This is a genomic window from Paraburkholderia sacchari (assembly GCF_000785435.2).
Classification (GTDB): domain Bacteria; phylum Pseudomonadota; class Gammaproteobacteria; order Burkholderiales; family Burkholderiaceae; genus Paraburkholderia; species Paraburkholderia sacchari.
In genome coordinates, this window is record NZ_JTDB02000014.1 from 20,797 (window position 1) to 32,655 (window position 11,859).

An 11,859-nucleotide genomic window follows, 5' to 3' on the forward strand; every position below is an offset into this window, starting at 1 on the left:
TCAAGCATTGTCAAGGCGATGCAATATTCAGATTAATCCGAAAGAGATTCATGCGATATGCATAGCGCTGTCGCATATCGCCAACACGAGCGAAAAAAAGCCCGCGTTGTCTGCGGGCTTGAAAGTGGCAATGTCCACCGGGTGTAGGGGAACCGCTTTTGTTTTTCTTCATTCGACTAGTTCTAAAAGGCTCCGCTTTCAGCGCACCGAATGACTGTCGAGAAATGCATTGACGATTGCTGACAGACCTGGTAGCAGTTCCGGGGTGTCGCGATCTACTTCAAATACTCTCTCCACAATCGTGCGCGCTTCGTCCGTCGCGGATTCGTACCATCCAGCAAACACCTTCACGCCACCATTGACCGATCTCGCTTCCGCAAGCGCGAGCCGGTTCACTTCACTTAGCGCAAGGTCCGTCAGATCGGTTTTCAGCAGAACCTGCGGCGGGATGCCAAACAATTCCGCAATGGGAAGCAGCAGGTCGGAATGGCGCGAAGACCGACGTTCAAGCTGATAAATCTGTTGCCCGATTCGAGCGCGTTCTTTTGTACTGGCTTCCGGCGCCAGCCGATGCAGCATTTCCCTACGCGACCATCGGTCGAGCGTGCAATGAAAAATCTCGCCGAACTTCTTCAGAGTCCTGTCGTTCATGCGGTCGCGTTCAACCATCTCGTGCAACAACGCGACGGATGTTCCAAAGCGGTCCGCAAGCTGTTTGTCAGTCATGCGCCGATGGATGCGCCATGCCGTGACGGGTGATTTGCCCGACCGGATATGGTCAAGAACCGTGTCCGGGTAATCCGTATCAACCGGCGCCGTCTTTACGGCTGCTTCTTTCCCGTCTTTATTTTTAAGGTTTTTTTCAGGCGCATTGAAAATGGCTGTCAATTGCTCCATTGAGCAATCGTAAACGGTGGCAAAACGCTTTAGTGTTTCTTTACCCGGCTTGTTATATCCCTGCTCATGCCAGATAACTGTCTTTTCCGAAAACCCGACTAATAGACCTTGCCCTCGAAAAACGTATCCCTTGCTGAGAGTGTGTAAAACTCAGTGAAGGAGGAAGGAATGATGGGCAACCCGAGAGCGCGGTACACATTGGAATTCAAGATTGAAGCGGTGCGCATGGTGCGTAATGGCCAGAGCCAGGCGGCGACGGCGAAGATTCTGGGCATCAGTACGCAGACGCTGAATGCATGGATCAAGGCCGACGATGCGGGCAAGCTCAATGGGGCGGGCAAACAGGTGTCGGCCGAGCAGATGGAAATTGCCCGGCTGCGCGCCGAGTTGGCCCGCGTGAAGATGGAGCGCGATATCCTGGGAAAAGCGACGGCGTACTTCGCGAAGGGGTCGGTGTGAAGTACGCGTGGATCGAACGACACAGCCGGCAATGGCCGGTTTCCGTAGCCTGCCAGGCGCTGGGCGTCAGCCCCAGTGGCTATCACCGACGCAAGGCTGTTGATGTCGATCCCGAGCGGCCGCGCCAACGCATTAGCAACGACGCACTGCTGGTCCACATCCGTGCCGTGTACGCCGAATCCAAAGGCGAATACGGCTGGCCGCGCGTCTGGAAAAAGCTGCTGGCTCAAGGCATCCGCGTGAGCAAGGACCGGGTTCAACGGCTCATGAAACTGCATGGCGTCAAGGCGCGCACCAAGCGCCGGTTCAAGGCCACGACCGATAGCAGACACAATCTGCCGGTCGCGCCGAACCTGCTGCAGCGTGAGTTCTCGCCGGCCAGGCCTGATCTGGTCTGGACGACAGACATCACGTACCTCTGGACCGACGAGGGCTGGTTGTACCTCACCGTCATCCTGGACCTGTTCAGCCGTCAGGTCGTGGGCTGGTCGCTCAAGCCGCACATGCGCACCGAGCTGGTTTCTGACGCGTTGCGTATGGCGTGGTTCCGCCGTCGCCCCGAGGTCGGCCTGATCCTGCACAGCGACCGTGGGAGCCAATATTGCAGCGATGAATTCCAGACCCTGCTCAAGGGCTACGGCATGCGTTGTTCGATGAGCCGCAAGGCCAATTGCTGGGACAATTCGCCCACCGAGAGCCTGTGGGGATCGCTCAAGCAAGCGCGCATTCACGGCCGGCGCTTTGCGACGCGTCGCGAGGCGATGGACGAGGTGATTGATTGGTTGAGCTTCTACAATCATGGGCGTCTGCACTCGACGTTGAACTACGTCAGTCCTATGCAGTTCGAGAGAAGTTGGTACGCTGCACAGCGACAGCAGGCGGCATAACGAACGCTCAGTTAGCGGATACGAAATTCGCGGGCAACCTCAAATTCGGCCGTATCGCGGGTTTCATAACGACGATATTCTCGCCATGCGCGCAGAAAGTAGATTCCACCCGCGATGGCAGCGGCAACCTCGTCAGGGATCGGGGCGCAGAACTCGCGGGGGAAAAAGGTGTGCCGTATGTAGCGGCTCTGGCTGGCTTGACCGTTGGATGCAGGGGGCAGGGGCGCATCGCTGGCGGGCTCGCCGGGTGGCGGTGCATCACTTTCGACCGATGTCTCGACAGGTACGGCCGGCGCGCTGAACAAGGCTTCGAGCTGTTCCCGGCTTCGGGACGATCCGCCGGCGCGCGTGTTGGGAACTGGCTGCATCGCAATCGCGGCGTCGGGCGAATTGATGGATGGCGGTTCACCAGGCCCGCCTGGTTGACCGCCTAGCGACCCCTTGTACATTCCCGGTCTGGTGGTTCGCTCAATCTGCCGTGTCTGCGCGGCAAGCGCGGCCTGGCGGCATTCAATAAGCATCGAGAACATGGCGTAAGGGATGTCCGCGCGTAGCTTGTTCCCTTTATGGTCCGTTAGAAAACGGCAATCGGAAAAGTCGAGACCGTAGGACATGAATGCGTCTCCCTCGGATTAACACGGCGATTAACGGTTATACCCACGTCTATTAGCGTGCGGCCCTGTAGACAGGTGTTTATTGTTTTGTCCCTCCTAATGCGCAATCAACATTAGAGGATTCAGGAAAGACGCGCAAGGGTGAGTTTTAGAGCGATGCTCCTTATATAAACTATTGTCTATGTCGGTAAATTGACTTTTGAATTGACGGGATTCGCCGCTATTTTCTTGCGGACATATTGAAACGCCCGAAAGCCCTGTCAGACGGAGCTTTCAACGAAGTAAGATCAGATGAAAGGACGCAGGCCGAAGTCCGTCACAAGTCATACCGCTGTAGATAGGGATTTTCCCTGGCGGCTATGCTGCGTGGCGCGCGATGATGCAGGCCGCATCTTCTTCCTCGTCATCGTCATAGATGCCGAAGGCCGACCGCCACGCGCTGCACTTCGAGAATCAATCTCCAGACGTTTTCGTCGCGCCGGTACTGCACGTACCAGTCGCGCAGTTCGGCAAGTGTTGGCGGGGCGAATTGGGGAAGGGTCATTGTCGCGGGCAAAGAGAGACACGGTGTTTTGCACCGCACCCGCGAACAGGGGAAGATTTCAACTGAAGGGAGAAGCCGTGCAACGCCACCGGTTGCACGGCCCGGCTATACTGGTCAGCCAATCAGAACTGGCGCACCAGGGTTTGCGTGCCGTGGACGACGGCCGCGCGGCGCGACGGAATGCAGGAACACAAGCTGTCTCTTACTGCCAAATCCTATCCCCGCAACCAAGCAGCACAAGGCTTCTAGCCGATTTCGTGTGTCCTCCGAAATTGCCTGATTCGCCGAGCAGGACATTCTCGGGACAATCGCCACGAATTTCAGGCGAGTTTGCCCAGAAACTGAAACCCGCCCCGAGCGGGTTTTTTGTTGTCCGTTGATCCAGCGCACCTACGCGACACACTCAAAAGGTCACCTCTCGACCGCGCGTTCCTCCCGCTCTGCAATGCCATTTGCAAGTGCGTCCGGTAAACTTATATGCAACACCCGGATTTCGTGTTGAAGCGGAGCGGCCGAGTTGATGATCCTATGTATCCGTTCGTGCTCTCCCGGAATCGGTGCATCGTTGCCCCTGTCCCGCTCGACAAGACAAGCGCGGAGCAACTGTCCCAATTGTTTCTATGCCATCTGGAATTCCAGCGGCACACAGAACGCCGCCTGTTCGATTGCGCTATCGAACTGGCGCAATCGTTCTAAGGCGTCCTGTGCATCGTTTCGGTATTCGGATACGACCTGAATTTGAGTCGTACACCACGAAGGTGTTGCCTCAAGCTGCATGTAGATAGACTGATATGCGTGCGCCGCCGATGAACAAGCGCCGTTGGTCGTGAAACTCGCTGCGCAATTGCTGGTAGCCGCGCAGCTCCACGCAATCACCCAGGGCATCTTCAACGAACGACGGGTCAAATGGGCTTTCTATGTACGCGCTAAATATCGCGTTTCCCCGGCCAACTCGCTCTGTTTCACCTGGGCGGGATTGCGGCCACGGTCACGCTTGGCGCGGCGGGAAGCTCACTCGTACCTTTAGCACGCCACGAAGTATCGTTTGCCGCGAGTTACTTTGGCATGGGGATCGCAGTTGTCGATAGTTCGTCCCGCAAGGACAAAAAGCGCATGTTCAGGTGGACCCTGGTCGACGGGCAACCCAAAGTCGAGAAAATTGGACTGGACGATTGGAAGACGGCGACGTAATGCCCCCGATGCGGTACCCGCTGCTAAAACCGTATGCGTTGGATCGAGACTGTATGAAAGCGTAATGATCGGCGAGGTGCTGTTCGAAGAGTATTGTCCCCACTACGACTTTGCTCGATCCTCGGCATCCCGTCGCACAGTGAAGCTGGGCTAACGAATCTCACCAGGGCAACGCAGCCGTCACGCCGGCAAGAATGCCGATGGATCGCCTCCTCACTCCCCCCCACGCCGCTCATGACTCGGCGCATGACCAAACTGCACGCGATACGCCTTGCTGAAATGACACGGCGAATTAAACCCGCAGATCGCCGTCACGCGTGAGATCGACGCATCGGTCGTGCGCAGCAGTTCGCGCGCGCGCTTCAGGCGCAGCGTGAGGTAATAATGCGTAGGCGACACGTTCAGGTAAGCCTTGAACATGCGCTGTAAATGTCGCTGCGAAAGCCGCACGAGCCGCGCGAGTTCGTCCAGCGAAAGCGGCTCGCGAATGTTCGCTTCCATCAGCCGCACGACCTCCACCAGTTCCGCGCGCGAAAAGCCCACACGCGCATCCACGGGAATCGGCTGCAAGTCGGTTGCGCCGCGAATGCGCTCCAGAATGAATTGCTCGGAAACTTTCGCGGCAAGCTGCTGGCCAAGGCGCGCACTCACGAGATCGAGCATCAGGTCGAGCGGCGCCGTGCCGCCCGTGCAGGTCAGCCGGTCGCGGTCGACCACGAAGAGTTCGTCGGCGAATTGCACGTGCGGAAAGTGCTCGTGCAGCGACGAAAGGTTTTCCCAATGCACCGCGCAGCGGTAGCCGTCGAGCAGCCCGCTCGACATGAGCGCGTACGCACCCGTGCAGATGCCGCCAAGCGGGATGCCCTGCTGCGCGAAGCCGCGCAGCGCGTCGCGCACGTTGTCGTCCACGGTGTCCTGAATGTGAATGCCGCCGCAAACGATCATGACGTCGGGGAGATCGTCCGGGTCCGGCGCCTGGGCCGGACGCACCGAAATCCCGTTGCTCGCGCGGGCGGGCGCGCCGTCGAGCGTATAGACCGACCAGCGATAAAGATCGCCACGGCCCACATAGTTGGCCATGCGCAGAACTTCGACGGCGTTCGAAAACGCGATCATCGAAAAATTCGGCAAGGTAAGGAACCCAAAATGTTGCAATGAAGCCACCGGCCTGGTGAGTTCGGTGGTTTCAATAGCTTCGGCGGTGCCGGATGTCACATTGCGCCCCTATGGAGACAAGCCTGCACGAACTGAGAATGTAGAACCGGCCCGCAAGCGCGAGCCGGTTCGTCTGATCAGGAAAACACGCTTAAGGCGGGCATTTAGCCACTCAAGCCTGCGCGACTACGGCGCGCGGACGAAAGAGCTGCTTCACGCCCGAGAACAGCGGCGCCTTCGTGGCACCCGGCGCGCGGCCGAAGCTCTCAGTGATCCGGTCCAGAATTATCGCCAGCAGCACCACGGCAAGCCCGCTCTCGAAGCCCAGCCCGATATCGAGCCGCTGAATGCTCGCGAGCACGTCGTTGCCGAGGCCGCCCGCGCCCACCATCGAGGCGATGATCACCATCGAAAGCGCCATCATGATGGTCTGGTTCACGCCCTGCATGATCGACGGCAGCGCGTTGGGAAACTGCACCTTGTAGAGCAGCTGCCACGGCGTGCAGCCGAAGGCATGGCCCGCTTCCACGATCTCGCGATTCACGTGCTTGATGCCGAGGCTCGTGAGACGCACGGCGGGCGGCATCGCGAAGATCACGGTCGAGAGAATGCCGGGCACGCGGCCAAGACCGAACAGCATTGCCGCCGGAATCAGGTAGACGAAGGCCGGCATGGTCTGCATCAGGTCGAGAATTGGCCGCACGATGGTCTGCACGAGCTTGTTCTTCGCGGTCCAGATGCCGAGCGGAATGCCCAGCACGAGGCTAATGAGTGTGGACGATAGCGTGAGCCCCAAGGTAACGATCATCTGATCCCAGAAGCCGGTGGCATAGATGAGCAGCAGCGAAGCCGCCGCAAATATCGCAAAGCGCCAGCCCACGCGCCACAAGCCGAGCGCGATGAAGAACGCCATCATCGCCCACATGGGCACAACCTGCAGGCCATGCTCGATGAGTTTCGCGAAGCTTTCGATCGCCTTGCCGATGGCGTCGAAGGTATTGGCATCGTGGTCGAGCAGATAATGAACCGACTGATCGACCCATTGGCCGAGTGGAATGAGCTCAGACATGGGCACCCCTGTTGCGCGTAATGACCTTGAGGACTGCGGCCTGATCGATGGAACCGCAATAGCGGCCTTCATCGTCGACCACGGGCAATGCTGTGTTGGTGGCGCAAACGCGCGAAACCACTTGATCGAGCGGCGTGCCGAGCGCAATGCTTTCGACTTTGCGCAACGACGGCTTGTCCACGCCAATCGCATCGCGCGTGACGAAGCCGCTGATGCGGCGCTGTGCGTCGAGTACGAACGCGTATTCGTTGCTGCCGTTGAGCGACGCGGCCACGCTTTGTTTGTCGAGCGTGCGGATGAGCGGCACGGCTTCGCGCTGCATCAGGTCGCCGGCGGTGAGATAGCGGCTCGTGTCCACGCCGTCGAAGAACGCGCGCACATAATCATCGGCAGGATTGCTGATGATCTCCTGCGGCGTGCCGATCTGAACGATGCGGCCGCCTTCCATGATGGCGATGCGGCTGCCGATGCGCAGCGCCTCTTCCAGGTCGTGCGAGACGAACATGATCGTGCGGCGCTGCTCCTTTTGCAGTTGCAGCAGCACGTTCTGCATTTCCTTGCGCTTGAGCGGGTCGAGCGCCGAAAACGCTTCGTCCATGATCATGAGCGAGGGATTCACAGACAGCGCGCGCGCAAGGCCCACGCGCTGCTGCATGCCGCCCGAGAGCTCGGCGGGCAGCTTGTGCGCGAACTGCGCGAGGCCCACCTGTTCGAGCACCGTGAGCGCGCGTTGCTCGCGCTCCTTGCGCCCGACGCCCGCCACTTCCAGGCCGAAGGCCGCGTTCGACAGCACGGTACGCTGGGGCATGAGCGCGAACGACTGGAACACCATGCTCATGTCGGTGCGGCGCAGCGAAACCAGCTCGCTCTTCTTCACGGCGGCGATATCGCGGCCATCGATCACGACCTTGCCCGCGGTGGGCTCGACGAGACGATTGATGAGACGAATCAGCGTGGATTTGCCGGAGCCCGAAAGCCCCATTAGCACGAAAATCTCACCTTCGTTCACCGAGAACGAGGCATTGTTCACGCCCAGCACATAACCGGTTTTCGCGAACATCTCGTCCTTGGTGGCGCCGCTCGAAAGCAGCTCGCGCGCCACTTTCGGATTGGGCCCGAATACCTTGCATAGTCCATCGACTACGATTTTTGGGGATTCCATCGACTCCATCTCCTAGTCATGCAGGCGCCGGCCCGCTTCGTGTAACTACATGTTTGCCAGAAAAAACCCCGCCGGGATGGCTATTTGCGACAGGAGCTTATGAAAAAACGACACGTCAGGAATTAGGACTTTTTACGTGCTTTTTCGCGGGTATACGCGTATTCGCGTTCAAAGAAACTTGAGAACGAAAAAGCGGCAAACACCGTGCAGGCATCCGCACGGAAAACCGGGTAATTGCTAAGGAAAAAGGCGACGACGAAGGCGCGAACGCACGCGCCCCGTCGGTTTGGGTTCTGGGTTATGCCCCACGGCGCGCGAAGCGCCGCGGGGGGGATGAGCCCTTTGTCACTCAGGCGGGACCTGAGTGAAGGTGGATCTACAGGAAAACGTGCAATGCGAAACCGCAATAAGCGAGCGCTTATTGAGCCGGCTGCACCCAGTCATTCACTCGCTCGCCGTGCGCGGCAATCCACGTGTCGGCCGCGGCCTCGGGCTTGGCTCCGTTCTGAACGGCGAGCATCACGCTATCGATCTCACCGGGTTTCCACTGAAATTTCTTGAGAAACGACACCACCGCCGGCGCCTTTTTCTCGAGTTCCGGATTGGCTACGCTATCCACATGCTCAGCCGCGCCGAAGACATCCTTGGGATCATCAAGAAAGCGCAGCTTGTACTTGGCGAACATCCAGTGCGGCGTCCAGCCCGTCACGATCACCGGCTTCTTCGCATTGACATTGCGCGCGAGCTCGGCCGTCATGCCGCTGCCGGAGCTCGGCATGAGCGTGTATTCGAGCCCATACTTCTTCACGGCCTCGTCGGTCTTTCTCATCACGCCCGCGCCTGCGTCGATCCCGACAATGCGCCCGCCAAACGCGCTTTTCTCCGCGTTGAGGTCGTCGATGCTCTTCGCCTTCACGTAGTCAGGCACCACAAGACCGATCTTCGCGCCCGGGAAGTTCGTCCCGAGGTCGACCACCTTGTCCTTGAACTGCGCCCAGTAAGCGCCCTGCGTGACCGGCAACCAAGCGGAAAGCGTCGCATCGAGGTCGCCGCGCGCCACGCCCTGCCACATGATGCCCGCCGCCACCGGCACGAGCTGCACCTGGTAGCCGAAGCGTTTTTCGATGATGCGCGCCGCCACGTTCGACGTAGCCACGCTATCGTCCCATCCTTCCACATAGCCGATCTTCAACGTCGGCTTTTCGTCGGCCGCGGCCGATCCGCTTAACACCACCATCGCCGACACCATGCCGGTCCACAACAGTTTTTGCAGCAGCTTCACGGTCTTCTCCTCAAGTAAGAGCAACATGCCCTGTGCGCTTCCAGATTCCCCCGCCACAATGTGTTGTTATCGTCGTTTTACGACACGATCTTGTTTTGGCACGACACGCGTTCAGGCGACACGCGCGCGCTCCTTTGCCCTGCTTTATTTATCGATGACGAGATCGGACAGCGGCTTCGAGCAGCACATCAGCGCCATGCCCTGGTCGATTTCGCGCTGGCGAATGCCGCCCTTATGATTCATCTGCACCTGGCCCGAGACGAGCTTGACCTTGCAGGTGCCGCACATGCCCTGCGCGCACGATGACGGCAGGCGCACGCCGGCCTGGCGCGCGGCTTCCAGCACGTGCTGGTCCGTGCCACATAGAATCTCGCGATTGCTCTTCGCGAACGTGACCTTGAACGTGGCGGCTTCCGTGCCCGCTTCCACGCCAGGTTCCGCAGGCGCTTCGGCCAGCGCATCGGGCTCGTCCGCATTCAGCGTCTCGAACGAGAAGCTCTCTTCGTGATACTGCTTGTGCGGGAATCCCGCTTCGTCCAGCAGATCGCGCACGGCCTTCATATACGGCGCAGGTCCGCACGTGAAAATCTCGCGCTCCATGAAGTCGGGCGCAATCAGCTTCAGCAGCGGCAGCGTGAGAAAACCCGTGACGCCGGACCACGCGGTACGCGCGCCCAGCCGCTCGCAAACGAACGAAGTGCGGAAGTTCGCGTGGCTCGCCGCAATCAGTTCGAGCTCGCGCGCGAAGATGATGTCGTCGGGCGTACGGGCGCTATGCACGAACACGATGTCGCGATCCTCGGCGAGATCGTGGTGCGCGCGGCTCATCGACATCAGCGGCGTGATGCCCGAGCCGGCCGAAAGGAACAGATACTTGTTGGCCGGATGGCGCGCGCAGGTGAATTCGCCGCCCGGCCCGAGCACGCGAATCGACGCGCCCGGCAGCAGGTTGTCGTGCAGCCAGTTCGACACTTTGCCGCCCGGCACGCGCTTGACGGTGATGGAGATCGTATGCGGCCGCGCCGGCGACGACGAAATCGTATAGCAGCGATTCACCGCTTCGCCGTCGATGTCCAGTTCGAGCGTCACGAACTGCCCCGGCTCGAACGAGAACGTGCGCCCTTGCGGCGATCGAAAGAAAAAGCTCTTTACGTCGTGCGTTTCCTGCCGCACATGGCAGCACACCAGCGTTTCTTCCGCATCGCTCGTCCAGCGCTCAGGCAGCGCGCCCCAGAAGGCCGGGCGCGTCACCCGGCTGTCGGTGGGATCGAATTGGGCCGCATCTCGCATCATTTCAAACTCCGCTCTACTCGCGCACCAGCTTATGCGCCGATTTTTTCGGCAAGACGGCCCACATACCAGGCCGAGAATTTTTCGACGAGGCCCTCGGTGTACGGCGAGTACGGGCCCGGTTCATAGGCGCTGCTTCCCGCGCCGCGCTGCGAATACTCCACCAGCGTGCGGTCCTGGTCGTTGGTCGCGTTCCATACCGCCGTGAGATTCGCCACGTCGTAATCGACGCCTTCCACCGCGTCCTGATGCACGAGCCAGCGCGTGCGCACGAGCGTTTCGCCAGCGGAAAGCGGAATCACCGAGAACGACACAATGTGGTCGCTCATGAAGTGATGCCACGAGTTCGGCTGGGTCCAGAACGAGAGGCCGCCGAGGTCGGCCGTGCGGAACTCGCCCAGCAGCTTCTTCGAAGCCACCTTGGCGTCGAGCGTCTGCGATTCGCCGCTGCGGTCGAGCGGCAGGCGTTGGGTACGGAAGCCGGTGACGTCCGAGAGCTTTTCAATCTCGACCGAAGGCAGGTTCAACTCGTCCCACTGCTTCGTGCGCTCCTCGCAGGTGCGCGCGAACGCATCCATGCCTTCCGCGTTCGCGTCCGAGCGCTGGTAGCCGAAGCCGTATTCGTAGAGCGAAATCGTGAGTTCCGGATGGTTTGCAACGCAGTGATAGCACTCGCGATTGTTCTCCATCACGAGCTTCCAGTTGCCCTTCTCGACGATGTCGACTTGCGCGGCAACCTTGCAGTTGGGCAGATCGTGCGGCAGCAGATACGGCTCCATGGCCGCGCGCAGGTTCGCGAAGTCTGTGGGCGGATTTTCTGCGAGGCAAATGAAGATCAGGCCTGCCAGGTTTTGCACGTGGACCGTCTTGAGGCTGTGCTTGCAACGGTCGAACTGCTCGCCCATGTGCTCGGCGAACATCAGCTCGCCAGTCAGGTTGTAGGTCCAGCTGTGATACGGGCAGACGATGTTGCCCACCGTCCCCTTATGCTCGTTGCACAGGCGCGCACCGCGGTGGCGGCATACGTTGTGGAACGCGCGCACTTGCATGTCGTCGTCGCGTACGATCAGGATCGACTCGCCGGCCAGCTCGACCGTGACATAGTCGCCCGGCTCCGGAAGCTCCGGCTCCGTGGCCACCTGAATCCAGTGTTGACGGAAAATCGCCTCCATGTCGAGCGCGAAGATTTCCTCGCTGCGATAGAAGGGTGCTTCAAGGCTGTAGCCTTCCTTGCGGCGCTCCACCAGCGCGCGAATGTCTGCCGATACGTTCATCGTGTGCTCCGGATTTTTCATCCCTGTTTCTTGCC

General features: G+C 59.8%; 10 protein-coding genes. 1 reads left to right on the forward strand and 9 read right to left on the reverse strand.

From position 1 onward, the window contains the following. Positions 1–198: 198 nt before the first annotated feature. Complete coding sequence (locus NH14_RS30455; RefSeq protein WP_168727171.1) at positions 199–897, reverse strand: hypothetical protein; 699 nt, start codon at positions 895–897, stop codon at positions 199–201. A gap of 171 nt (positions 898–1,068) precedes the next feature. Here NH14_RS30455 and NH14_RS30460 point away from each other — a divergent pair. Next, positions 1,069–2,243, forward strand: a protein-coding gene (locus tag NH14_RS30460; RefSeq protein WP_152617377.1) for an IS3 family transposase whose coding sequence is annotated in 2 segments (ribosomal slippage) — positions 1,069–1,318 and positions 1,318–2,243 — 1,176 coding nt in all. Because the reading frame shifts where the segments join, the coding sequence is not laid out codon by codon here. A gap of 11 nt (positions 2,244–2,254) precedes the next feature. Here the strand turns inward: NH14_RS30460 and NH14_RS30465 are convergent. From NH14_RS30465 to NH14_RS30495, 8 genes are all read right to left on the reverse strand, one after another. Continuing rightward, on the reverse strand, positions 2,255–2,857 hold the full coding sequence (locus NH14_RS30465) for a hypothetical protein (protein ID WP_168727172.1): 603 nt from the start codon (positions 2,855–2,857) through the stop codon (positions 2,255–2,257). A gap of 409 nt (positions 2,858–3,266) precedes the next feature. Beyond that, the gene (locus NH14_RS33945; protein WP_269151893.1) at positions 3,267–3,401 is read right to left on the reverse strand and encodes a hypothetical protein; all 135 of its coding nucleotides are present in this window, start codon (positions 3,399–3,401) and stop codon (positions 3,267–3,269) included. A gap of 1,404 nt (positions 3,402–4,805) precedes the next feature. Continuing rightward, positions 4,806–5,783, reverse strand: a complete 978-nt coding sequence (locus NH14_RS30470) for a GlxA family transcriptional regulator (RefSeq protein WP_035534863.1) — start codon at positions 5,781–5,783, stop codon at positions 4,806–4,808. A 136-nt stretch (positions 5,784–5,919) separates the two neighbouring features. After that, positions 5,920–6,816 carry a choline ABC transporter permease subunit gene (gene choW, locus NH14_RS30475; RefSeq protein WP_035534824.1) on the reverse strand — a complete coding sequence of 299 codons (897 nt, stop codon included), beginning with the start codon at positions 6,814–6,816 and terminating at the stop codon, positions 5,920–5,922. Then, positions 6,809–7,978 carry a quaternary amine ABC transporter ATP-binding protein gene (locus NH14_RS30480; RefSeq protein WP_035534865.1) on the reverse strand — a complete coding sequence of 390 codons (1,170 nt, stop codon included), beginning with the start codon at positions 7,976–7,978 and terminating at the stop codon, positions 6,809–6,811. The genes choW and NH14_RS30480 overlap by 8 nt, the downstream gene beginning before the upstream one ends. 418 nt (positions 7,979–8,396) lie before the next feature. Next, the gene (locus tag NH14_RS30485; RefSeq protein ID WP_035534867.1) at positions 8,397–9,260 is read right to left on the reverse strand and encodes a glycine betaine ABC transporter substrate-binding protein; all 864 of its coding nucleotides are present in this window, start codon (positions 9,258–9,260) and stop codon (positions 8,397–8,399) included. A gap of 144 nt (positions 9,261–9,404) precedes the next feature. After that, entirely contained in the window at positions 9,405–10,553 is a 1,149-nt protein-coding gene (locus NH14_RS30490; RefSeq protein WP_035534827.1) for an FAD-binding oxidoreductase, read from the reverse strand. Positions 10,554–10,582: 29 nt separating this feature from the next. Then, the gene (locus NH14_RS30495; RefSeq protein WP_035534870.1) at positions 10,583–11,824 is read right to left on the reverse strand and encodes an aromatic ring-hydroxylating oxygenase subunit alpha; all 1,242 of its coding nucleotides are present in this window, start codon (positions 11,822–11,824) and stop codon (positions 10,583–10,585) included. Between the last annotated feature and the right edge of the window lie 35 nt (positions 11,825–11,859).

Bases quoted from the DNA above. Each gene is read 5' to 3' on its own strand.
- NH14_RS30455 (WP_168727171.1), bottom strand. From the start codon at position 897: ATGGAGCAATTGACAGCCATTTTCAATGCGCCTGAAAAAAACCTTAAA.
- NH14_RS30465 (WP_168727172.1), bottom strand. From the start codon at position 2,857: ATGTCCTACGGTCTCGACTTTTCCGATTGCCGTTTTCTAACGGACCAT.
- NH14_RS33945 (WP_269151893.1), bottom strand. From the start codon at position 3,401: ATGACCCTTCCCCAATTCGCCCCGCCAACACTTGCCGAACTGCGCGAC.
- choW (WP_035534824.1), bottom strand. From the start codon at position 6,816: ATGTCTGAGCTCATTCCACTCGGCCAATGGGTCGATCAGTCGGTTCAT.
- NH14_RS30480 (WP_035534865.1), bottom strand. From the start codon at position 7,978: ATGGAATCCCCAAAAATCGTAGTCGATGGACTATGCAAGGTATTCGGG.
- NH14_RS30490 (WP_035534827.1), bottom strand. From the start codon at position 10,553: ATGATGCGAGATGCGGCCCAATTCGATCCCACCGACAGCCGGGTGACG.
- NH14_RS30495 (WP_035534870.1), bottom strand. From the start codon at position 11,824: ATGAACGTATCGGCAGACATTCGCGCGCTGGTGGAGCGCCGCAAGGAA.